At 44.9% G+C, this 24,614-nt stretch carries 18 protein-coding genes; 12 read left to right on the forward strand and 6 right to left on the reverse strand.

All coding sequences use genetic code 11. From position 1 onward, the window contains the following. Window positions 1-72: 72 nt before the first annotated feature. The gene (locus IE104_RS14450) at window positions 73-1,593 is read right to left on the reverse strand and encodes an ammonium transporter (RefSeq protein ID WP_229837959.1); all 1,521 of its coding nucleotides are present in this window, start codon (window positions 1,591-1,593) and stop codon (window positions 73-75) included. A gap of 65 nt (window positions 1,594-1,658) precedes the next feature. After that, entirely contained in the window at window positions 1,659-1,997 is a 339-nt protein-coding gene (locus IE104_RS14455) for a P-II family nitrogen regulator (RefSeq protein ID WP_189419814.1), read from the reverse strand. Window positions 1,998-2,456: 459 nt separating this feature from the next. Here IE104_RS14455 and IE104_RS14460 point away from each other — a divergent pair, with 459 nt between their 5' ends. Together IE104_RS14460 and IE104_RS14465 are read left to right on the forward strand one after the other, a co-directional pair. Beyond that, window positions 2,457-2,699 carry an accessory factor UbiK family protein gene (locus IE104_RS14460; RefSeq protein ID WP_189419815.1) on the forward strand — a complete coding sequence of 81 codons (243 nt, stop codon included), beginning with the start codon at window positions 2,457-2,459 and terminating at the stop codon, window positions 2,697-2,699. 105 nt (window positions 2,700-2,804) lie between these two features. After that, window positions 2,805-4,298, forward strand: a complete 1,494-nt coding sequence (locus IE104_RS14465) for a YifB family Mg chelatase-like AAA ATPase (protein ID WP_189419816.1) — start codon at window positions 2,805-2,807, stop codon at window positions 4,296-4,298. On the opposite strand, the gene IE104_RS14470 is transcribed toward IE104_RS14465, so the two are convergent. After that, window positions 4,258-5,994, reverse strand: a complete 1,737-nt coding sequence (locus IE104_RS14470) for a putative bifunctional diguanylate cyclase/phosphodiesterase (protein WP_189419817.1) — start codon at window positions 5,992-5,994, stop codon at window positions 4,258-4,260. The two genes, IE104_RS14465 and IE104_RS14470, sit on opposite strands and share 41 nt — an antisense overlap. Before the next feature lie 255 nt (window positions 5,995-6,249). Between IE104_RS14470 and rep the strand changes: the two genes are divergently transcribed. Both rep and IE104_RS14480 read left to right on the forward strand, forming a co-directional pair. Then, on the forward strand, window positions 6,250-8,268 hold the full coding sequence (gene rep / locus IE104_RS14475; protein ID WP_189419820.1) for a DNA helicase Rep: 2,019 nt from the start codon (window positions 6,250-6,252) through the stop codon (window positions 8,266-8,268). A 203-nt stretch (window positions 8,269-8,471) separates the two neighbouring features. Continuing rightward, a complete protein-coding gene (locus IE104_RS14480; protein WP_189419822.1) occupies window positions 8,472-9,065 on the forward strand; it encodes a PEP-CTERM sorting domain-containing protein in 594 nt (197 codons plus the stop codon). A 431-nt stretch (window positions 9,066-9,496) separates the two neighbouring features. Here the strand turns inward: IE104_RS14480 and IE104_RS14485 are convergent, their stop codons facing one another. After that, entirely contained in the window at window positions 9,497-9,913 is a 417-nt protein-coding gene (locus IE104_RS14485; protein WP_189420609.1) for a c-type cytochrome, read from the reverse strand. 236 nt (window positions 9,914-10,149) lie between these two features. Here IE104_RS14485 and prsK point away from each other — a divergent pair, with 236 nt between their 5' ends. The 4 genes from prsK (at window position 10,150) to xrt (ending at window position 16,620) form a co-directional block, all read left to right on the forward strand. After that, complete coding sequence (gene prsK, locus IE104_RS14490) at window positions 10,150-12,198, forward strand: XrtA/PEP-CTERM system histidine kinase PrsK (RefSeq protein WP_189419824.1); 2,049 nt, start codon at window positions 10,150-10,152, stop codon at window positions 12,196-12,198. Window positions 12,199-12,206: 8 nt separating this feature from the next. Then, on the forward strand, window positions 12,207-13,589 hold the full coding sequence (prsR, locus tag IE104_RS14495; protein ID WP_189419826.1) for a PEP-CTERM-box response regulator transcription factor: 1,383 nt from the start codon (window positions 12,207-12,209) through the stop codon (window positions 13,587-13,589). Between the two features lie 236 nt (window positions 13,590-13,825). Beyond that, on the forward strand, window positions 13,826-15,034 hold the full coding sequence (locus IE104_RS14500; RefSeq protein WP_189419828.1) for a fibronectin type III domain-containing protein: 1,209 nt from the start codon (window positions 13,826-13,828) through the stop codon (window positions 15,032-15,034). A gap of 113 nt (window positions 15,035-15,147) precedes the next feature. Then, the gene (gene xrt / locus IE104_RS14505; protein WP_189419830.1) at window positions 15,148-16,620 is read left to right on the forward strand and encodes an exosortase; all 1,473 of its coding nucleotides are present in this window, start codon (window positions 15,148-15,150) and stop codon (window positions 16,618-16,620) included. On the opposite strand, the gene IE104_RS14510 is transcribed toward xrt, so the two are convergent. Both IE104_RS14510 and IE104_RS14515 read right to left on the reverse strand, forming a co-directional pair. Then, the gene (locus IE104_RS14510; RefSeq protein WP_189419832.1) at window positions 16,617-17,792 is read right to left on the reverse strand and encodes a DegT/DnrJ/EryC1/StrS family aminotransferase; all 1,176 of its coding nucleotides are present in this window, start codon (window positions 17,790-17,792) and stop codon (window positions 16,617-16,619) included. The genes xrt and IE104_RS14510 overlap by 4 nt on opposite strands. After that, entirely contained in the window at window positions 17,771-18,922 is a 1,152-nt protein-coding gene (locus IE104_RS14515) for a glycosyltransferase family 2 protein (RefSeq protein WP_189419834.1), read from the reverse strand. The genes IE104_RS14510 and IE104_RS14515 overlap by 22 nt, the downstream gene beginning before the upstream one ends. Window positions 18,923-19,357: 435 nt before the next feature. Between IE104_RS14515 and IE104_RS14520 the strand changes: the two genes are divergently transcribed. The 4 genes from IE104_RS14520 to IE104_RS14535 all read left to right on the forward strand — a co-directional run bounded on the left by IE104_RS14520 (window position 19,358) and on the right by IE104_RS14535 (window position 24,595). Further along, on the forward strand, window positions 19,358-20,317 hold the full coding sequence (locus IE104_RS14520; protein WP_189419836.1) for a glycosyltransferase family 2 protein: 960 nt from the start codon (window positions 19,358-19,360) through the stop codon (window positions 20,315-20,317). Then, complete coding sequence (locus tag IE104_RS14525) at window positions 20,317-21,465, forward strand: glycosyltransferase family 4 protein (RefSeq protein WP_189419838.1); 1,149 nt, start codon at window positions 20,317-20,319, stop codon at window positions 21,463-21,465. The genes IE104_RS14520 and IE104_RS14525 overlap by 1 nt, the downstream gene beginning before the upstream one ends. After that, complete coding sequence (locus IE104_RS14530) at window positions 21,465-22,676, forward strand: glycosyltransferase (protein ID WP_189419840.1); 1,212 nt, start codon at window positions 21,465-21,467, stop codon at window positions 22,674-22,676. Before IE104_RS14525 ends, IE104_RS14530 begins: the two co-directional genes overlap by 1 nt. A 110-nt stretch (window positions 22,677-22,786) precedes the next feature. Continuing rightward, on the forward strand, window positions 22,787-24,595 hold the full coding sequence (locus IE104_RS14535; RefSeq protein ID WP_189419842.1) for an ABC transporter ATP-binding protein: 1,809 nt from the start codon (window positions 22,787-22,789) through the stop codon (window positions 24,593-24,595). The last annotated feature ends 19 nt before the right edge of the window (window positions 24,596-24,614 follow it).

Here is a 24,614-nt window from a genome sequence, read left to right on the forward strand (position 1 = left end):
TTGTGGAGGGTTAAAAAAAGCCCCTTGCGGAATCACAAGGAGCTTTTCCAATTCACTGGATCAACTCAACGATTAAGAGTGGTAAGCACGCTCACCGTGCTCAGCAGTATCCAAACCTTCGGTTTCCAACTCTTCAGTTACACGCAGGCCAACAATTACATCAACCAGTTTGTAAGCTACAAGCGAAACCAAGCCTGACCAGAATATGGTAATGAGAACCGCTTTGGCTTGAATCCACACTTGCGTGCCAATTCCAGAGAAGCCCCAAGTACCAGCAACATAATCGTACACACCAGTACCACCCAGATCAGGGCTGTTGAACACACCGGTCAACAATGCACCCAAGATACCGCCGATACAGTGAACACCAAACACGTCAAGGCTGTCGTCATAACCGAGGATTGCTTTGAGTTTCAGTACCGCAAGCATACATACGAAACCACCAATCACACCAATTACGATACTACCCATTGGGCCTACCCAACCGCACGCAGGAGTAATAGCAACCAGACCAGCAACTGCACCTGAAGCAGCACCCAACATGGTTGGTTTGCCACGGATTGCCCACTCACCGAATGCCCAAGCCAATACTGCCGCAGCGGTAGCAAGGAAGGTATTGATAAACACTTGAGCAGCAAAGGCGTTAGCTTCAAGGTTAGAACCTACGTTGAAACCGAACCAACCTACCCACAGTAAAGCAGCGCCGATCATAGTGAACGGAACATTGTGCGGAGCCAAAGATTGAGTACCGTAACCCTTACGTTTACCAATCAACAAGCAACCAACCAAACCAGCAATACCGGCGTTGATATGCACTACGGTACCGCCTGCGAAATCCAGGGCACCCATTTGGAAGATGTAACCAGCACCGGCAGTTGCAGCGTCAGCAGCTTCTTTAGTGGTGTAAGCATCTGGACCCGCCCAGAACCAAACCATGTGCGCAATTGGCAAGTAAGCGAAGGTGAACCACAACACCATGAAAATCAGCACTGCAGAGAACTTCATACGCTCAGCGAAAGCACCTACGATCAAGCAAGGAGTCAAGGCAGCGAAGGTCATTTGGAACGCAGCATACAAATATTCAGGAATATAAATTCCTTTGCTGAACGTTGCTGCAGCCGTCAAATTGCCTGCCGCATCCAGCATCCCTTTTAGGAAGAGACGATCGAGGCCGCCGATAAACGGACTGCCTGACGTGAACGCCAGAGAGTAACCATAAACTGCCCACAAAATGCTGATAAGGCAGAAGGTTACAAAGATTTGCATAGACAGTGACAGTACGTTTTTAGCACGCACCATACCGCCGTAGAAGAGAGCCAAGCCTGGCAACACCATGAACAATACCAACAAGGTACTGGTCAGCATCCAGGCGATATCGCCTTTGTTAAATTCCGGTGCAGCTGGCGCCGCAGCGGCTTCCGCGGGAGCAGCAGCTTCTGGCGTTGCTGCAACTTCTGCAGCGGGGGCAACAACTTCAGCAGCACTGCTTGCAGAAGCAGCATCTTGGGCAAACACATCGGCTGCACCAACCATTAAGCCCACAACGCCTGCGACGAGCAGGAGCTTACGGCTAATTTCGACAAATTTCTTCACGGGAAATTCTCCTAAGTGATTTATCTATGCACAAAACGATCAACGTTTTTGTACTTGTTATTGATTTAAAGTGCTTCGTCGCCAGTCTCGCCAGTGCGGATACGCACCACTTGCTCCAGACTCGATACAAAGATCTTCCCGTCGCCAATCTTGCTGCTATTGGCGGCTTTAGTGATAGCCTCAACCACGCGATCAACTTCTGATCCAGCCACAGCGATTTCCACTTTGGTCTTAGGCAGAAAATCCACCACGTATTCGGCACCACGGTAAAGCTCAGAATGCCCTTTCTGGCGCCCGAAACCCTTCACTTCGGTTACCGTCATCCCATGTACACCAATTTCGGACAATGCTTCACGCACTGCGTCGAGCTTGAATGGCTTAATGACTGCTGTTACTAACTTCATGCTTGTACTCCTCAAAAAATCCTGCATCCCACAGGGCAGGAAGCACCGGAAATACCACTTTATTTAAGATGGAAACCACAAAAGCAACACCATAAAGCCTCAAGGGGCTCTGTTTGGCATACGCCTTTATATTCATTTTGGGTTTAGCATTTTGCAGGCCAATTAAAATTTACTTTTTAAATTCAACTACCTACAAAAAATACCAACTTGCATTCAAGCTTCCAGCTGAGCTCCCGAAAGGCAATACGCACCAAAACAATGCATATGCGCGTGCGTCCGGCACCATTTTGGTGTTCATGGCCTACAGCGGCCTATAAATTACGGAGATAAACGCAATCAAAGGCATTTAAATCATCTAAAAAAATGAAGACTTAAAACCTCGCTCACCCATGCTCTTAATTGAGTTACGCCCGGACGAAACTAGCGTTAAACTGCACCAAAGCATATCGAGGAAAATTAATGATTAGTCAATTAGCCCAACGCCTGAGCCAAGAGCTACAAGATGCCATCCCTTTTATCAGCGGACTCATCCCTAAAAAGGAATTACAAATAGGTTTGCAAGCGGCGCTATCAAAACTGAATCTGGTCACGCGCGAAGAATTCGATGCGCAAACGGCTGTCCTTCAACGCACCCGCCAAAAGCTGGAAGCACTGGAACTGCGCTGCGCCGAAATAGAGCAAAAACTCAATCAACCGGAATAGCCGATTCGTTTTGATTTCCAAACATAAGTTGGTTATATTTCGAAAACTGACTTATTGATTAAATAAGCGGCAAGGAGCCACAAACACTTACGTAAAGGAATACTAATGTCACTCGCCATTGTTTACACCCGCGCAAAACTTGGGGTCAACGCCCCGTTCGTTACTGTTGAAGTTCATCTCTCTGCAGGTTTACCCAGCCTCTCAATTGTCGGCCTCCCGGAAGCAGCCGTTAAAGAGAGTAAGGATCGGGTCCGCAGCGCCATTCTGAATAGCCATTTAGAATTTCCCGCACGACGAATCACCGTAAATCTGGCTCCCGCAGATCTACCAAAAGAAGGTGGGCGTTTTGATCTGGCCATAGCTTTAGGAATTCTCGCAGCCTCCGGTCAAATTCCCACCGCAGCACTCAAGAAATACGAATTTTTGGGAGAGCTAGCGCTTTCGGGAGAACTTCGTTCGGTCAGTGGTGCCTTGCCAGCTGCACTCGCCTGCGCCGAGCATCAACGCGAACTGATTATCGCTAACCAAAGCGCTAGCGAAGCTGCCCTAAGTACCAGTTCAAGGGTTTTCGGAGCCAAAAGCTTGCTGCAAGTCTGTGCCCATTTGCATGATCGGGAGCATCTATTTCAGGCCAGTGCCCCCGAAGCACTCGATTTGGAACACCTTACCGACATGCAGGATGTTAAGGGTCAGGCGCAAGCCAAGCGTGCATTGGAAATAGCCGCCAGCGGCGGCCATAATTTATTGTTCTTCGGCCCTCCGGGCACAGGTAAAACCATGCTCGCCAGCCGCTTGCCCGCTATTTTGCCGCGCCTGAGTGAGCAGGAAATGCTGGAGGTTGCTGCGGTCTATTCAGTAGCATCGCAAAGCCCGCATCAATCCTGGCGCACCCGTCCTTTTAGATCGCCCCATCACACAGCTTCTGCAATTGCACTTGTCGGCGGAGGAAGCAATCCCAAACCGGGGGAAATTTCGCTCGCCCATTGTGGTGTGTTATTTTTGGATGAATTGCCGGAATTTCATCGTCAGGTTTTGGAAGTTTTGCGCGAGCCTTTAGAGAGCGGCGAAGTGCGAATATCGCGTGCAAAAACCCAAGCTACTTTTCCGGCAAGATTTCAATTGATCGCGGCAATGAATCCGTGCCCCTGCGGATATTTTGGCAACAATGATGATCGCTGCCGCTGCACACTTGATCAAGTCCGTCGCTATCGTGATCGCATTTCCGGGCCAATGTTGGATCGCATCGATATGCATGTCCCAGTTCGTGCGTTACGCCAAGGCGAATTGCATAGCAAAAGCGATGGCGAAAGTAGCACGCATATTCGCGAACGTGTTGAACAAACACGCGTACGCCAACTCGAACGGCAAGGCAAAGCCAACAATTTATTAAGCGCGCCAGAGCTGGAAAAATATTGTGAACTAAAAGACTGCGACAAAGCTTTACTAGAGCACGCCATTCATAAGATGGGACTCTCGACTCGCGCCTACCATCGCGTACTAAAAGTCGCACGCACTTTGGCAGACATGCAAAACAAATCGCAACCCGACACTGAAAATATCAGCGAGGCATTGAGTTATCGCACACTTGATCGACAGTAATGCCTGATTCATATTGCTGCAAGGTATTACATAAATCTTCAAGCGATTGTGGTGGCGCAAAATAAAAACCTTGCATTTGGTTGCAGCCAGATTCATGCAGCCAGCGTTTTTGTTCGAGGGTTTCAACACCCTCAGCCACTACAATTTTACCCAGGTTATGCGCAAGATTAATCATGGCGGCTACCAAGCGACGATCACTCGCGCTGCGCTGTAATTCCGACATTAATCGCGAAGCCAATTTCACCGAACTAATAGGCAGGCGCTGCAAATGTAAAAATGATGAGCTGCCAGTGCCGAAATTATCCAGCGCGAAATTAATTCCAAAAAATGCGAGCGGCCGCATACATAGACTTACTAAATCAATATTTTCCATAAAGGAAGATTCAGTTAGCTCGAATTCGACATCGCCCGCCTGAACGTCATAATCTTCAAAAATACTCGCTATTTCCTGTACCAAACGCTCATCTTTAAATTGACGCATGGAAATATTGATTGACATGGTAATAGTATTACCGAAGCGCGCGTGGATAACTTTTAAATCATTACAGGCCTGGCGAATAGCCCAATAACCTATTGCCGTAATTAATCCGGTGTCTTCCGCTGCCGCTATAAAATCACCCGCATTTAAAACACCCACATCAGGATTATCCCAACGCAAGAGTGATTCAACGGCAACAATTTTCTGCGTTTCCACATCAACTCGCGGTTGATATTGCAAAAAGAATTGATTTTTTTTCAGCGCCTTACGCAGATTGGATTCCATCCGCAATTGTCGACGCACATTTTTATTCATGGCGTCGGTAAAGAAACAAAAGCTACTACCTTCTTCCTGCTTTGCTTTATACATCGCCATGTCGGCATTTTTCAGCAAACTATCTGCATCGCGCCCGGCTTGCGGATAAATCGCAATACCAATACTGCAACCCACCACAACTTCATAGCCATTAATTTCTGCTGGCTCTGATAAGAGTGCGATAATTTTTTCAGCAATGTGCGCAACATCCGTATGGTTTTCAATGTGCGATAACAACAGGGTAAATTCATCACCGCCCATGCGTGCTACCGAATCACTGCGACGCATACAGGCGCTCAAGCGTTCTGCACAGATGCGAATAATTGCGTCGCCTGCATCGTGACCAAAGTTATCATTCACTTGTTTAAAACCGTTGAGATCGATAAACAACAAAGCAAACGATGTTTTATCGCGGTTAGCTAAATGAAGGACATGTTCCAAGCGGTCACGAAATAAAATTCGATTGGGAATATCAGTGAGCTGATCGTAATGCGCAAGGCGAGCAAGATATATTTCAGTTTGTTTACGTTCGATGGCGTAGCGCAGAGTGCGCTCTAGCAATTGATGATCAATCTGGCCTTTAATAAGATAGTCGGAAGCGCCGGTGCGAATTACATCCCGGTCGACTTCAATTTCCATCTCGTCGGTCATAATAACGATGGGGGTTTTATTGGCTTGGACTTTCACACTATTGAGCAGATCGCGAGCACTCAAATCGCCCCAATAGAAGTCGAGCAGAACAACATCAAACTCATTGGATAAAATTTTAGGGGCAGCCGTCTCCAGCTGATCACACCAAACCAGTTCGTAGTTGACGTTACGCACTTGTGACAAAATGTCAGCAATTAACAAATACTCGCCGTGCTCTCGGTCAATAAATAAAATTTTTATGGTTTTTTCCATAACCTCACATGCCCTTCAACCCGGTTTGATTGAACTGAAGGGGAACTCTCCACTCTCTATTTATACTTGTACTCTTTGTCGCGCCAAGCAAACTTTACACCCTGCTTTCGCGAGAATAAATAAGATTTGATCACATATAACAAACAAAGACGCTTAAATTATTTTTAAAAGTATAGGTTATAAAAAAACGAGTAATTGCATCGTCAGCGGCGATTGTTACAATAGCCGCCCTTTCCTATTGATAGCCAAACCAACGTGAATCAGCTCAACCCCCGCCAACAAGAAGCCGTGCTTTACATTGACGGTCCATGCCTCGTGCTGGCTGGTGCGGGCAGCGGTAAAACCAGCGTGATCACCCGTAAAATCGCCTACCTGATTCAGCAGTGCGAAATTCCTGCACGCCACATCGCCGCCCTCACCTTCACCAACAAAGCGGCACGCGAGATGAAAGAGCGTGTGAGCAATTTGGTGCGGGGTAGCGCCGCGAAAGGTTTAACTGTTTCAACCTTTCACAATCTTGGCTTAAATATTATTCGGCGCGAATACAAGAGCCTTGGCTTTAAACCCGGCTTCTCCATTTTTGATGCCGAAGATGCACGCTCATTATTAAAAGAATTAATGCTAAAAGACGGCGACCTCGATAGCGACCATTTGAATTTGGTACAAAACCAAATTTCAAATTGGAAAAATGATTTAATCACCCCCAAACGAGCATTGGAGTTAGCGCAAAGTCCAGGCGAACAAACTATAGCCTTGGTATATCAACAATATAATCAAGCACTTCGCGCATACAATGCTGTCGATTTTGATGATTTGATTTTAATTCCTGTGGACCTATTTCGGCAGCACAGCGAAATACTTTTGCGCTGGCAGAAAAAAATTCGCTATTTATTAGTGGATGAATATCAAGACACCAACTCTAGTCAATATCTATTGGTGCAATTGCTGGTCGGTAACCGCGGCGCGTTAACGGTGGTGGGTGATGACGATCAATCAATTTATGCATGGCGTGGCGCGCGGCCAGAAAATATGGCGCAACTGAAAGTCGACTATCCGCAACTGCGCCTGATCAAGCTCGAACAGAATTATCGTTCCACCAGTCGCATTCTGCGCGTTGCTAACCATTTAATTGCAAATAACCCACACGAATTTGATAAGGCGCTGTGGAGTGAAATGGGCTTGGGCGACCCTATCCGCGTGGTGCGCTGCGCAAATGAAGATGCTGAAGCTGAGCGCGTTGCCACCGAAATTTTGACCCAGCGCTTGCGTAAACAAAATAAATTTCGCGATTACGCTGTGCTCTACCGAGGCAATCATCAATCGCGGTTGCTGGAAATGAAATTACAGCAACACCAGATTCCCTACAAAATCAGCGGCGGCTCCTCATTTTTCGCCAAGACCGAAATTAAAGACATAATGGCGTATTTGCGTTTATTGGTTAATCCCGATGATGACAACGCATTTTTACGCATCGTCAACACCCCGCGCCGCCACATAGGCACCAGCACACTGGAAGCTCTCGGCAGCTACGCGAGCCAACGCCAAATCAGTTTGTTCGCAGCCTTGGATGAAGTGGGCCTCCACAGCCATATCCCCGAAAAAAATCTAGAGCGCTTATTACGTTTTTCGCAGTGGATGAAACAGGTTGCCCTCAACTGCACAACCAATGACCCCATCGCCGGTGTGCGCGAGATGATTGATGACATCGATTATGTGGGCTGGATGCATCAAAACTCGCCCAGCAGCAAAGCCGCCGAAAAACGTATTGAAAACGTCTTTTATCTGGTCGAATCCCTACAAAAAAGCTTGGACAAAACTGCCGACGACGATGAAGACGACGAAAAACGCATTCAAGATGCCATCGCTAAATTAGTATTGCGAGATTTGCTTGAGCGCCAGGAAGAGGAAGATGAAAGCGACCAAGTACAGTTAATGACCCTGCACGCATCCAAAGGCCTGGAGTTTCCGCACGTGTTTATGGTGGGCATGGAAGAGGATTTACTACCGCACCGCAATAGCATCGACGATAACAATATTGAAGAGGAGCGCCGCCTGACTTACGTGGGAATCACTCGCGCGCAAAAAACCTTGACCATGACGCTAGCTGGCAAGCGCAAACAGTTTGGCGAACACAGCCCAACTACGCCCAGCCGTTTTTTGGACGAACTACCAAAAGAAGATGTTGAACACGAAGGATTTGGCGAACACAACCCGGAAAAAAACACAGCGCAAGGAGCGGAAACACTGTCCAGCCTACTGAATTTGTTTGATTAACCCCCCGCAAGTCTAGATGTCGACTTACTTTACACCGAAACCCTACCAATGCAGCCAAAAACACACCAACATTTTGATTTTAAAAGAATTATGTCAGTTGGCTCATCACTTGCATCATAAAGACCACTAGTGTGAACTAGTTCAAACAATCGACCCAACTAGTGTGAACTAGTTCAGATTTTTAACTCAAGGAGTCTTTACAGATGAAAACTCAATTTAAATTGTTAGCAGGTCTTGTACTCGGCGCTGCAGCTTCAATGGCAAACGCTGACGCTATTCCATATCCAAATGTTGGTACCCCAGCACCAGCCAATACTTTCCATGCTGCCAGCACTGGCAACATTTCAGCTTACTTTTTCGGCTCTAGCGCAAGCTATGTAAGCCGTATTGGCTTGAAGGTAAATGGCGTTGATACTGGCATCTACGGTTTAACCAACAACGTTTCTCACTACGGCAACTCAATAAGCTTCGGCAATGTTAACTCAGGCGATACACTGGAATTCGTGTTGCAAGTATTGTCAATCAATAACAGCTGGTACTCTGTTCCAGTGCACAACACTGACAAGAAAAACCATACCTACGCGACTTCATTCAGCGGTGGTAGCGATATCCATGGCCACAGCATCGTTCCAGGCACTTACATCGCGTTCGAAGATCTTTTCAATCTAGGCGACCTTGATTATAACGATCACCAATTCGTATTTACCAACGTTGCAGTTCCAGAACCAGCAGGCTTAGTACTGTTGGGCTTGGGCTTGGTAGCTCTTGGCGCTGCTCGTAGACGTGCTGCCAAGTAAGTTAATTTGTCACCCATAATAAGGTGATAATTGTTTAAGCCAGCTCCCACAAGGAGCTGGCTTTTTCATTTGTATGTCGAGATTTTAGCGGGTTCGCTACCATGGCCCACGCCTTGACTCGACACGCAATTCAGCTCGCCACAATACTTACGCCCGCCAAACCTCAGCTATAAGCTTGCTGTTACTCGCGCTCTGATTGAACTTCGAAAGCTACCCACCTCCCCTTTCCTCTAGCTGAACACTTCTGGCATCAATGTGCCTGACAATGAGGAGCAACGACTTCTTAGCTGCGCTTGTTAAAAATGCGCCTAACGACGAATACCTCCAAGCAATCCAACTTCGGTTGCCAGAAAGATTAACCAGACGGTAATGCGTCCAATAAAAAAGCCAGCATTAATGCTGGCTTTTTTATTGGGCAGAGTAACGACAGCTTATTTACTGCCATCTACCATATATTTTACTGCGCCTTTAATCTCATCATCGGAACAAGCAGCACATGTCCCTTTTGGTGGCATGCTGTTGAAGCCGCCGATAGCGTGCGTATAAAGAGTGTCCAAACCTTTGGCCGCACGAGGACCCCAATCGCCAGCATTACCGAACTTGGGCGCACCGAGCACACCAGTACCGTGACAAGTGGCACAAACGCTGCCATATAAATCCTTGCCTGACTTGGGGCCAGCAGATGCAGGCGCGGCTGGTGCTGCGGCGCAAGGCTCACCAGACATACAAACTTTACCCACAGGCGCAATGCGCTCTTTAACCGTATCGACGGCTTTGCTCTCGCTATAGGCAACTCCAGAAACAGCTACCAAGCCGGCAACCATCAACATTCCTAACAATTTTTTCATCGGGATCACGGTTTTTTCCTCATCGATATTCTTTACGCAACTAAAGCGCACTTAAAGCTGGTGGCGATTTTCGAGTCTTTTCAACAGCTCGCGGGCATTATAGCCAAAAGTGTTCGCGATTGCTTACCTCGATAACGAGCTTATTGAAGTCTAGCTCAGCTTCGCGACGGCGGTTTTGATCTGGATCGCCTCAATGTTATGCTTAAGCCGATAATAACTCCGGAATCCGTCGATATATGGAATATGCAGAAGTCACCTTTACGGCTTACTTAAGTGCAGCTGTAATTTCTACCTTGCTTACCATTACCTATTTATACCAGTTCTGGCACCAGCAACGCGGTAGCGCTTTCGCCGTGGCAGCGACTATCAATACTTTTCATTTGGCCGCTATAGCGTTGTCTTTTTCGAACCATCATTTAACCACCAATTGGTTATTGTTTTTGGAGTGCTTGCATTACAACGTGTGGGTGCTTGCGATTGCATTGAGCTTACGCAAACACAGCAAGCAGCAGCACTTTCCGCGCAGCCTGCAAATTTTGTTCGGGATTGGCTGGCCGCTTACAGCGCTCATCTTTGTTTTCGCACTCGTAAACAATAAAACCATATTTGCCCTGACCCCCTGGTTTGCACTGAGCCTGGCAGTGATCAGCTTAGTGAGTGTTGAGCAGCTTTATCGTTACGCGGCCAGCAATGATCGCCAGATCAAACTGTTGTGCATGAACCTGGGCGCCATCTTTATTTACGATATCTATCTCTACACCCATGGCCTTATTTTCCAAGGGATTGATCCGCTGCTTTGGCAATCCCGCGCTGCCGTTGCAATTGCCACTTGTCTGTTTATGGCACTGGGCGGATTGGTGCCTTTGCAGCAATCCCAACGCACCGCCAACTTTAATATTTCCCGCCCCATTGCCTTTTACACCACCTCTTTAATTGGTGTCGGACTTCTTATCACCTCCCTTTCTTTGGGTGGTTACTACGTGCGTCTTTACGGCGGCAACTGGGGAACGGTGATATACAGCTTCGTGCTGGTTGCGGCGGTAATGATCATCGCCATGGTTTTTGTATCGAGCAGCTTGCGCTCTCGCCTGTCGGTATTAATTAATAAACACCTGTTCCGCCATAAGTACGATTATCGCAGCGAATGGTTGCGCATCATCAATTATCTCGCGCAACCGGCGGAAGCCAGCGAAGTTAACCAACGCGCCTTCTTTGCAGTGGCCTCTACGACCAAAGCTCCTGGCGGTGCCATCTGGTTACTTAAGCAAGGGTTTTACGAGCCGGTTTATCAGGTGAATCTGCCTAGAGTAGTAGACCTGCAAGAGGAACCTGCTGATAGCCTCTTCTGCCAAGCCTTTCTGGATTTGGAATGGGTATATTTTCCCGATAGCGGTGATAACGAAGCACTTAGCCAAAACAACCACCTCTTGCCATATTGGGCTCGCAACTTTCCCAACTTATGGCTGATCTTTCCGCTGATCGTGGGCGAGGAGTTGGTGGGCTTTATGGCCTTAACCAAGCCCGTAGATGACACTGCTTTGACTTGGGAAGACTTGGACCTTCTCAAAACTATCGGCCGCCAAATTGCGAGCTACCTCAAGCGCCACCATCAGGCCGATCAGCTGGCCGAGGGCAAGCAATTCGACACCTATAACAAGCTGGTCGCCTTCATTATTCATGACCTCAACAATTTAATTGCGCAACAAGCCCTCATGGTCAAGAACGCGGAGAAACACAAAGACAACCCCGCCTTTGTGGAGGATGCGATCAAAACCATCAGCAATTCCGTAGATCGCATGAACAACCTTCTTAAAAAGCTGCGTCGCGACGAATCCGACTTGGTCAAATGCCTGAGTATGACCGAGGTTGTGGAAGTGGCCGTTTCCGAATGTCGCCGCAATAATCCGCAATTGACCAGCAGTATTGAAAAAGGAAAATACACGCTCAACGCTGATCAGGTGCGTTTGGTGATGACCATCACGAATTTCATCAAAAACGCTTTGGAGGCCACACCAACCGGCGGCAGAGTTCATGTTACACTCGCCTACAATAACAATCGGGCGGTGATTACCATTGAGGATAACGGCTCCGGCATGGACTGGGACTTTATCCACAATCGTTTGTTCAAGCCTTTTGAAACAACAAAATCTGGCAAGGGAATGGGTATAGGTGTTTACCTATCGCGTGAGTACATCAGTGAATTGGGCGGATCGCTCAACGTGATGAGTACCGTAGGCGAAGGCACCACAATCACCATCTCCCTCCCTTTGAATAAGATGGACTAAATACCCGCATGACTAAACCCCTGAACCAAAAGCCCATCCTTCTAATTGTTGAAGATGACCAAGGCCTGCAAAGCCAATTACGCTGGCACTTTGACCAATACGAAACCATCTTTGCGGAGAACCGGGCAGATGCCGTTGCAGCACTCCGCCTGCACGAGGCCTCAGTAATTATTCAGGACTTAGGCTTGCCGCCCGATGAAGATGGCGTGGATGAAGGGTTTAAATGCATTCAGGACATTTTACGCATAGCACCATCCAGCAAAATCATTGTGATGACCGGTAAAACCGACCACGAAAATGCAATTCGCGCTGTGGGCATGGGCGCTTATGACTTCTACCATAAACCGGTTGATGCCAACACACTGGACTTGATTGTACAGCGCGCCTTCCATATTTTTGACCTAGAAGCTGACAACCGCCGCCTTACCATCGCCAAACAAGCACCGCTGGAAGGTCTGATTAGTAACGATCCACAGATGCTGAAGATTTGCCGCCAGCTGGAAAAAATCTCCCCCACAACAGTGACTTGCACATTGCTCGGCGAGAGCGGAACGGGCAAGGAGGTTATGGCACGCGCAATTCATCAATTGAGTCCGCGCAAAAACAAGCGCTTTGTCGCCATTAACTGTGCTGCTGTGCCAGAAAACCTAATTGAAAGCGAACTTTTCGGCTACGAAAAAGGTGCTTTTACGGGCGCCAACAAACTTACGCTCGGTAAGGTAGAAACCGCCAACGAAGGTACGCTTTTTCTCGACGAAATTGGCGATATGCCGCTGAATTTACAAGCGAAATTGCTGCGTTTTTTACAAGAGCGTGTCATTGAGCGGGTTGGCGGCCGCACCGAAATCCCGGTAGACGTACGCGTAATTTGCGCAACCAACAAAGATTTGGAAAAAATGTCGCGCGAAGGCAGCTTTCGTGAGGACCTTTTTTACCGGATTTGCGAAATGACCGTGGATATTCCACCACTACGCGCACGTCAGGGCGATAAAGCCTTACTGGCACGCCATTTCCAACTCAAATTCGCCAAAGAACACAGCCAAGCTGTTTCAGGTTTTACACCCGACGCTATTGAAGCCATCGAAGGTTACAACTGGCCCGGCAATATCCGGGAAATGGAAAACAAAATAAAACGCGCCGTGATCATGGCCGAAGGCAAATACATTACGCGTGAAGATTTAGGATTGGCCGAGGCGGGCGACCTATCGCTCAACCTTCGCCATGTTCGCCAGGAAGCCGAAAAAAGTGCGATTTTACGTGCGCTCAGTATGGCCGACCACAATGTTTCCGCTACCGCAAAACTCCTCGGCATCACCCGCCCCACCTTTTACGACCTCGTTAAAAAATACGATATGCAAATCAGTGCCAGCAGTCATCCAGATGAGGACTGATTAACACTTTTAAAAGAAATCCGGCGGCGCACAAATAAACTTATAACAAAACATGCTATAACCGCGCCCATTCGGCAAAACCGTGCATCACAAGATTCGCGCATCCCATCGCTAAACATGAATTTTGCCCTACCAATCTCACTTAAATGGAAACATTGGTGCTACATATAACTGTATTCGTGGTCTGCTCAGCTCAGACCTAAGATCACCATAGTGGTACCAATCCGGTAGTTTTGATGAAAAATAAATTGAAAATTCAGCTAAATCTTGCGTCTCTTGCAACCATATTTATTTTAGCTCTCTCAAGTTGTGGTGGTGGAGGTGGCAGCACCGATACCGGTGGCGGTTTCAATTCAACTCCCAATAATACAAAGCCCCAAGCGTCAGACTCGGCGGTCGCATCTAGCGTCTTGGCTACTCAGGAATCTTCCGCACCGGCACAAACTGCCTCTAGTCAAGTTAGTTCGGCTACCTCGTCCCGATCAAGCAGTGTTCCCGGCTCGTCGTCTTCTCGCCGCAGCATTAGCTCGTCATCACTTTCAAGTCGGGCATCAAACATCGACCAAACACCGCCTAGCATTCCTGCAAATTTCAGGGTTGAAACCGCCCAATCTGATCGGGTCGTTCTTGCTTGGGCAGCATCTACAGATAACAACAGCGGAACTATCTCATATAAGATTTATCGTGATCAGGTACAAATTGACACCATTCGTAGTGGTGACGTTCTGTATTATGACTTCGATGTTGCCCCGAGCAAATCTTATACTTACAGCATAAGTGCAGGCGATACATCGGAAAACTGGTCAGGGCTTAGTGAAACCACAGCCAATACCGCCGCTTTTGGAGCCAATTCAAGCGCTCAGAAATCTTCAGCTAGCAGCAACTCGAGCAAGTCATCCGCTGGCATAGACCTGACATTACCGACAGCTCCCACACAAGTCACCAAAGTTAACGCCTACAGTACTCAAGTTGAAATCAGCTGGAACGCTGGCACAGATAATATTGGTGTCACCGCTTACAGGGTTTACCGAGACTCCATATTAATTAAAACGCTAACAGCAGACATAACCACGTTTATTGACAAGACAGTTGCGCCTGACATTTCCTACTGGTATGGCGTTAGCGCTGGAGATGCTGCTGGCAACTGGTCATCCCAAAAACTTATCAATATCAAAACGCCACTAGCATTGGTGTCAGGCAACGTAACCTTAAAGTGGCTTCCGCCCACCCAAAGAGAAAACCTAGTTCCCTTACTCGCTGCAGACATCGGCGGTTATGAAATACGTTACAAGGCGCTTCTAGAAAGTACTTACACTTATAAAACGGTAAGTAAAGATGTGGATCAAATAACGCTCCAGGGACTAATTGGGGATTACGCTTTCGAAATTGCTGCATTTGATACACATGATTTATACAGCCCCTTCACGAGTATCAAGCCCCAGTAGCAACGCTATATACTTTAAAATTTCCTAATCTGGAGCGGGTAGGATGATTGGCAGTGTAACGTGAAACGTATAGAATTCGCGCACACTAGATCAAGCTCCAGAGCAAACAACGAATGGATAAAGAGGGAAACGTAGGTCAGCAAAAGTCGCCGAAAAATTGGTCTCTATTGTTACAATTTTCGATTTTTTTCTTAGCTCTCGGCCTATTATTTAATGAATCCACCTCCTCTTTGCTAGCTCGCTGGTTGAAATGGGATGAGGATTTATCTCATGCAATACCAACATTGCTAGCACTCCTGTTTTTAGTTTTCAGGATAGAAAAATTTCCATACCGTGCGGATCCTAAACTTCTTCGCGCAATATTTATTACATTTATCGCTTTAACCTCAATAGCCTGGCTGCTGTTTGTAATAGCCAATATCACCCTCTTGGCAAATCTTTGTCTTCTACTGTGTATTCCTCTTGTTTTAACTGCCTGCTATTCACTTAGAACTACTACTTTTTTTATACCTATTTTAGGGCTGCTAATTTTTACATTACCAATTTTCAGTCAGCTAAACACTATCTTGGTACAGATGAGCGCTTATGTAGTCGGCCTCTTGGTGAAGGCGGTTGGTATAACGGCATTGATTGATGGCCAAAATATATTTATCACCTATGGCCATATTTTTATTGCGGATGGTTGCTCAGGCTTGCGCTATCTCACTATATCAATTTTGCTGGGCTATCTTCTTTCAATCCTCAATCACTACAGCATCTCTAAAACAATAATAGCTATTGTCATAGCAACCCTTTTAGGACTTGCGACAAATTGGTTGAGAATTTTTCTGCTCGTTTTAATCGGTGATATCACCCATATGAAAAGCAGCCTTATGCACGATCACGAGATGTTTGGCTGGATACTTTTCTCGTGCGTGATGCTACCGGCCATTTTCTTTGCCCCGGTGAGTAAACATAAGAGGTATGAGGGGCAATCAAACCCCGTAATCAAACCGCTTCTTCCTACGCTAGCCCTAGCTGTTGGCCCCTTAGTATTTAACTTAATACCGAACGTTGTTGGAAATACTGCAACATTGTCGCTTCAATCTATCGGATTAAATGTACAAGCCAAACCTACAGACTCACTCCTCCCTCCACGCTTGCCTGCTGCTGAAGTCAAGGAGTATGCATCTAAAACAATTGATAACACCGAGCTTCACGTTCGGCTGAATCAATATCAGCCAGAAACCTTACGTGAAAAAATCATTCCCTATTTTGAATCACTTTATAACACTGAAGAATGGCAAAATGATCCACGCGCCACCCCTGTAGAGCTTAAAGAATTAGGTTATAAGGTTTTTAATTTGAGGCGCACAGGCGGACAAAATTTTGCAATCTTTATTTACAGATTTGAAATAGGTGAATACAACACCAACAATTACGAGATAGCAAAGTTGCTACAGATACCTGCAACATTTACTGGTAGACGCTATTTCAACATAATGAGCATTCATAGTTTATGTAGCGAACCAAGCTGTGCGAACGAACTTGCTTCAGCAACGCAAATAGCACTAAATTGGGATACAACCACCAAAAAGCTACGCTAGAAAATTAAATTCACGCGCTCAAAAGCAGCTCTAATTAGCTTCAAATGGACAGCGCTTACCGCCTGATGAACAGGCAAGCTAATGAATCGCTCAGCAAAGGCCATTGAGTTATCAAGACTTCCGGCAATTGTATAATTCTGAACACCTGAAATTTCTGGTAATGCCAAACGATACATTTCAGTAGCCCCTAATCCTGCCTCAACCAAAACTTTATAAACTCGTTGTTTTTCTTCAACAGATGAAAACAACACGGGGTAGCGGAGCAACCTCCTCCTTCTTGCAGTATGCAAAGCGCTAAACCTGTTGTTAAAGTGAATATCACTCAACAGCTGGTCATAACATGACCCAATATGATTACTACTCCGATTGTATTGAATCATGTTGGCTGTAAATAACTCTCGCCTAACATCATCAAACGATGTGATTTTTTCAAGCGCGCTATATCGAGTGTTACCAAGGCTGATAAATGGATTTCTACTAATCATTTGGTAAAAGAAAGGATTTAATAATTGGTTGTAAGCCATGAGTTTAGCTTTAACACTCCACCTTGAAACAAAACTGGAGTCAGCTATGGGTTCAATATTCTCCTGAATGAACGCCTCAGGCAGATCTAGCTTTGATAACAACAACCCTCCACCTAGTAAACTTAGCGGTTTGCCACGGCCAAAAGAAAAGGTTACAAAATCACCAATCAAAAGGTCATCTTCACCGCTAGAAGGAAACCATTGCGCGTTATCCTCAACGATATACAGCTGGGGAAATTCAGCTTTAAGCTTTGATAGTCCGTGTAAATCTTCGCTAACACCCAAAAAATTTATAGCGACGATCGCCAATGTATTTTTGGATATTGCATCACGCACTCGCGTGAGACTGAAAGACGGATCATTATCATTGATGTCCACCAACACAGGTTTAATACCTGCGTAATGCGCTGCCGAAAGTAAATCAGGGCAACAATATCCTGGAATCAACACTTCGGGAGAGGAAAGGTCGGGCCGCAGAAATCTTACTGCCTTAAATGCGAGCGCTAATGCCGAAGTTCCAGAATCAACCCATGTTGCCTTGTAGCCGGCAAACTCAGGCATTCCAATGTCATCCTGGTTGCGCTTATGGATAATCGAGTTTCCGACCGGTGGCAGATCACCACGAATTAGCGAGCGGAGGGCTTCCATGTAGTCATTCTCTTTCCAGAAAGAAACTTAATCGCAGCATCAAGCAAAGCAACATTAACCTGCACAAAGAAATAGATAATCTTTACGGAACCTATCTCGCGCAACTGCGGCAAAAAATGTGCGACCACAGAAATTCCGTAAAAAAGCAACTGCCCAAAAAATACCAATGCGTAGAAAAAACCATCTCTGGCAACCAACGCACTTACAATGAAAAATGCCAGAAAAAACCACGGCGCCAACCAACGCATAAGTTTATGGCTAATAACCTGAAAAGCAAAAGCACCAAATAACCCGAAGTTCATTACTTCCTTATGACGAGACAAACCCGTCATACCTCTAATGACAGTACGCACTTTCCGTTGGTACTCTTTGGATGCATCCTTCAAGTCTTGGTAATAACCCAACACATCGGGCGCACTCACCGAGCGCAATCCAGCCTTGGCAGTATTTAAAGCTGTATTGAAATCGCTCGGACAATAGATGTCCCACTCCTGACATACACTCTTGCGCGCCGCAAAAAAAGAGCCACTCAAACCGATTAATCCAGACAATTGCGATTCCAACTTACGCAACCACATTTCATATCTAACATAAGCACCCTCACCAGCCACTGTCCCATCCTGGCTGATAAACCTGTCTTCACTTGAAACCGCACCTATACTCGGATCTTCGAAATAAGCCTCCAACCGACTAATTGCGTCTGCAGGAATCTGGGTGGCAACATCTGAAAACACCAACACATCACCACGCGCTACCCTGATAGCAGCCAACTGAGCATTTTCCTTCCCTAGCCTTTCATTAGCGCGGACCAACCTTACTCCCCTATCTTCGTATCCCTTAACAATCGCATCCGTATCATCTTCAGAGCAATCGGAAGCCACTATGACTTCAAACCGGTTGCTATCTATATTCAGAGCAAGTGAGTTTTCGATTTTCTCCTTAATACGAGCTTGCTCGTTATAAGCAGTCACAATCAGAGAGATATTTACGGGAGAGGAATCAGTCTGTAGCGATGTAGAGGCAAGCCTTGAAGGTTTCCAAACCACCAAAATCTTTAGCAAAACGGGGTATATAAAGTAACTATACACAGCCAAAACACCTAAAAACCAAAATAATGCTATTAAAACCATTAGTCGCCTCGTGAAATCTAAGGTTGATGGTGAAATCTCAGCTCACCGTCATTTCAAGTGGGGCAAGGATACCAAAACATCTCCGCGATGACGCAGGATTTATTAGAAATAGAACTCTAGGAGTTCGAACAAACATATCATCCACGTTATTTGTATAAGTTAATCATGACAAATGATCTAAATCAGATTTATCTTCGATTTCATGGCGCAATTGACCCTAATAACACCAGCAAGAATATCGAGGCACATTGGCGCGTAAATTATCACAGACTCTTCTAATGCGAGGTAACTGACGCATAGATAAATGGCAAAACTTATCGTTGATAAGTCAGAACGACACTAAATAATTCAATAAATCGAATAACAATGTAAACATTTAATAATTACTCTCTATAATAAGCCCCCATTAATTAGCTGACTGTAACTGCACACCACATGCAAGCCCAAACGAGATTGCCGATGAGTACATCCCCCACCATAAGCATCGTCCTATGCACCTACAATAATGCAGACTCATTGAGTCTCACTTTGGAGCAATTGTTATCGCAAGCAGTGGATGATTCTAATAACTTTGAAATTATTGTGGTCAACAATAACTCCTCTGATCACACTGAAAAGGTTTGTCTATCCGCGATTAAGAAAAGCAACATTTCCATGCACTACCTGTTCGAGGATCGCCAAGGACTATCCCATGCTCGTAACACGGGAGTTGCCAAGGCTTTAGGTAACTATATTTTATTTACAGATGATGACGCGGAATTACCAAACAATTGGCTTAGCGCTTATTACGACCATATCAAAGAATACGAACCTGACTGTCTTTACAGCAGCATTCACGTTTTATGGGATCAACCAAAACCCTGGTGGTATCAAAATTCTTACCGCGCTTGTTTCGTGGAGTTGAATTATGGTGATAATCCACTGCATATCAAAGATATTCATCATGAATTTTTTGGTAAGAATTTTTGTGTGAGAAAACCATTGATATTATCCCAGGGAGGATTTGATCCGTCGTTAGGTCGCATGGGCTCTAAATTAATCGCCGGCGAAGAGACCCTTCTATATCGCAATCTTATTCGTTCACAATCAAAAGTATTGTACTTCCCCCATGCTCCTGTCGGGCACAGGCTAAAAACCAAGGAATATACCGAAGCACATATAAAAAAACTTTTTATTGATGGCGCTTATTCATCAATTCACATTGCGCGAGTTTCAAAAAATAAAAAAATTTTTGGCCGACCAATTGGTGTTCTTGCATCCAGCTTAGGTGTTTTTTTCAAATCCACTTTTAATTTTATTATTCATGCGCTTGATGGTAACAAACCTCAAAGGTTTTACAACGCACTGTGCATAAGAAAATCTTTAATGACAATGTTTTTGTGGATTAAAGCCTAATGAACAAGTCAGCATCAATATTAATCATGATACATTGTGAGCAATTCACGGGATATGCGATTGGAACACTCGAACAAGTTTTTTTTAATGCTGCGATTGATGCAGGATACGCGCAAGAAAATATTTTTTGGTCTTACCCCAAAGTAGTGGAAGCCAATACCAATATCATTGAATGTCAATTTAAAAGCAGCCATAAGCACAACGACCTAAAAGCATTTATTGTTCAAAACAATATCCAGCAAGTATTGGCATTCGACCTTGGTTATCCCGCCAATGTATTACCAGTGCTTCGCTCAGCAGGTGTTAAAAGCATTATTTCTTATTGGGGAGCAAGCATGAGCTCGCTCAACTCTGGCGTTAAATTGTTGTACAAAAAAATAGAGTGGTTGATGCGTAGCCACAAACCGGATTTTTTTATTTTTGAATCTGCCGCTATGCAATTAACAGCAACAAAAGGCCGTGGAATTCCAAAAGATAAAACCGCTGTTGTAGCATTGGGAGTGGATACGGAAAAATTTTTCCCGTCTTATCAAGATTTTTACTACGCTCATGAATCCTTGGCAATTCCCTCTGACCGGAAAATAGTTTTCTATTCTGGTCATATGGAGGAGCGCAAAGGCGTTCGCGTCATTATGCAAGCCGCTATTGAATTGGTAGACCAACTGCAGCAAGAAAAAGTCCACTTTGTAATATGTGGAAATAAAAATAACGAAGCAGATGTTTATCAGGATCTTCTCGCGGGAACACAAGCCAAAAACCACGTAACATTTGCAGGCTATCGTAACGATATAGCTGAATTAATGCGCAGCGCTTCTGTTGGGGTAATAGCATCCACGGGCTGGGATTCGTTTACCATGTCAAGTGTCGAAATGATGGCATCTGGTTTGCCACTAATCGTTTCGAACCTTCAGGGATTGGGGGAAACTATAGAACACAATGCCAACGGCTTCCACATCGAACCTGGCGATTCGCACAACCTGGCAAAATATATTAATGAATTAATTATCAATGAAACCTTGGCAAAACGTTTTTCGCTAGCATCGCGGGCTCGTGCTGAATCTTTATTTTCAAAAAAACTTCAAACAAAACTTATTTCAACTATCATCGCCCGCCTGGCAACGACATTGAAGAACGGAAGCGTGAACTAATGACAGAAAAGCCTCAACTTATCACTGATAGTAATGCGCGTGATATTTCAAACAACAAAGCTAATGGCCATAGCGTCTTATTGATTCTGGATACCACTCATGGCCAGATTGGTGGAACAGAGCAAAACACAGTACGCTTTGCACAAACCTTGTTAAAGAGAGGCTATCACCCGATTATTGTAGAAGTAGGAAAAGCGATTCTTGGAAAAAGTGAAGACGCAAAAGGTTTACAGCTATACAACATAGTTACTTCATATTTTGATAGTGTCTCAATAAAAGAGTGGCGCGATCTCGTTAAGAAAACACGTCCTGCAATCATCATAAGATCAAAAACCTGGTTTGGATGTGCAAACTGGAGACTTGATCTTGTGGCGCTTTTATCTCGTGCAACTTACCTCGGATGGGAACACCATCCAGCCATAGCACCCGTTAAAGCAACCAGCGTAAAAGCAAAGATAAAAGTTTTTATCCGTACGCACCTGCACATTCGTTCAGTAAAAAAATCAATTGCAGTGAGCCATGCCGTTCGCGAACCGCTTATTAGTTTTTACCCAATAGCACCCGCCCAGATTGATGTAATATACCCAGGCGTGGATTTCAATTTTTTTACCCGATTGGACAACGCACGAAAGGAATTGCGCACAAGCTGGGGCATTCCAGAATCTTCTTTCGTTGTAGGATCACTGGGCAGATTAGTAGCGCACAAAGGTAATGATTTTACACTTCGCATTGTAGCGGAGCTAATCAACCGCAAACCTGAGCTGGATATTTGGTGCGTGATTGCGGGCAAGGGATCAGATCTGGCTCGCCTGCAAAAATTGGCAGACAGCTTGGGAATTTCAGAAAGAGTTCGCTTTCCCGGCTGGCAAGAAAGTGCACCTAAAACATGGAATGCATTTGATCTTTTTTTAATGCCGTCTGCAGATGAAGGACTTGGTATGACGCTCATCGAAGCAGTTGCCTGTGGATGTTTACCACTTGGTGCTGCAATTGGTGGTATGAGAGAAATATTAAACTCACCCTTCGAACACTACAGCTTACCTGCGACAGATCTAAATGCATGGATTGAAATGAGTAGCGCAATTGCCACAGATCTGCCTGCCCAACGCGCTGAAAAACACGCATTAATTTATAGCAACCTGCGAGAAAGATTTGACGCAAGCCGTCAATGGAATTTAATGGTGGACTGGATGGAAAAACATTCCACATAGAGAATGCGAGCGTAGTTTTACGCAAAGATAGTTTGATGGATACTCAATATAGAATGTGGAAACACGTCACATGAAAACTTTTAACAAATAGGATCAGGTTATTCACGCATATGTATATTCTTAGTATTATCCGTAGCATCTATGCTGTGCTGAGCAAAGAGCAAAGAAATAAAATGCTCTTGTTGCAACTGTTTTTTGCGTTTTCAGCTATTGTACAAGTCGTTGGTGTTGCGAGCATAGCGCCTTTCATTGGTATCATCTCGAACCCGGATTCAATTCATACCAATCCAGTTTTTCAAAAGATTTACTCATTGGGGAATTTCACATCAAGCCAGTCTTTCATTCTTGCCTTCGCTTTGCTTTCCATCGCAATGATTTTTATATCAAATGGCATTAGCGCTTTAACCTTATGGCTCCAACTTAAGTTTTCTATTTATCTAGGCAGCAGTTTCCAATATCAGTTATTTGATCGATTTATTAATCGCGATTATTTATTTCATAAATCGACCAACTACAACAAACTCATTTCCATTATTTCATCTGATGCGCCTCGTTTTATTTATATGGTATTACAGCCTTACCTTATGATGTGCAGCCAGGCATTCGTAGCCTTTATCATATTGATTGGTTTGCTATTCCTTGATCCCGTTATCGCAATAGGTTCGGCTTTGTTAATTGGCGGAGCATATTTAGGAACCTATTGGATTATCAAAAGATCATTAAAAAAGCACGGTGAATTAATTACAGCCAGGAACAGAGCAATCCAATCGTTGTTATCAGAAAGCTTCATAGGCATTAAAGATATTAAATTAAACTCCCTGGAATCAAAATATACGGCAAACTATCGTAGCATCAATAAAAAGGGACTTGATTCGACAGCTTATATTTCGCTCTCTGGAGAGCTTCCACGATTCGCAATTGAAACCATTTCTTTTAGCGCAATTTTATTATTTGCAATTTTATTGTTATCTCAAAACTCCGACAGTGCTGGTATAGTTTCTATCTTAAGTATTTATGCAATTGCAGGTTATAAACTATTACCCACCATGCAACAAATGTATAAATCTATTTCCAGCATTAGTGCGAATGGAATGGTCGTACTTGAGCTTAAATCGAATCTCGATGTGATTACCCATAGCAGTGAAAACTCTGCCAGCCCAATGCGCGATATTAATGAAATCAATCTCACGAACATTCGTTATCAATATCCAAAAACTGATAAGCCTGTTTTGGATAGTGTTTCAGTCAATTTTTCAAAGGGTGAATTAAATACGATAGCCGGGCCTTCCGGTTCAGGAAAGTCAACCCTGGCTGATATCATTCTCGGCTTGCTTCCAGCAGAACACGGTGAATTACTGGTAAACCGAAATGTAGTTGCAGGTGATCTAAAATATTCTTATCAGCGCAGCATAGGCTATGTGCCACAACATATTTTTATACTAGATGACAGCGTTGCAGCCAATGTTGCTTTTGGTGTGGAGCGAGAAAACGTCGATATTGAAAAAGTAAAATATGCGCTAAAACAAGCAAACGCCATGGAGTTTGTCGAAAAGTTACCGCAAGGAATAAATACTGGATTAGGACAAGACGGAAAATTGCTGAGCGGTGGTCAACGACAACGCATAGGTATAGCCCGTGCACTTTATCGTAGTAATCAAGTGCTTATTCTAGATGAACCTACCAGTGCGCTTGATATTGAATCCGAACATGAAATCATGCAATTACTTAATGAATTAAAAAATGAAGTGCTCATTATTGTAATTTCACACCGCCCTGCTGCAATAAAACTCTCAGATAAAATTACTGTTATCGCAGATGGGAAGCTGCTTGCAAATGGAGAATATTCTCAACTCATTTCTGAAAATGAATATTTTAAAGCAATGATTGAGAAAGGATTTATCAATGAAGCCCGGGTTTGATCTAACTATTTTTAAACTA

The organism is Cellvibrio zantedeschiae (assembly GCF_014652535.1).
Lineage (GTDB): Bacteria > Pseudomonadota > Gammaproteobacteria > Pseudomonadales > Cellvibrionaceae > Cellvibrio > Cellvibrio zantedeschiae.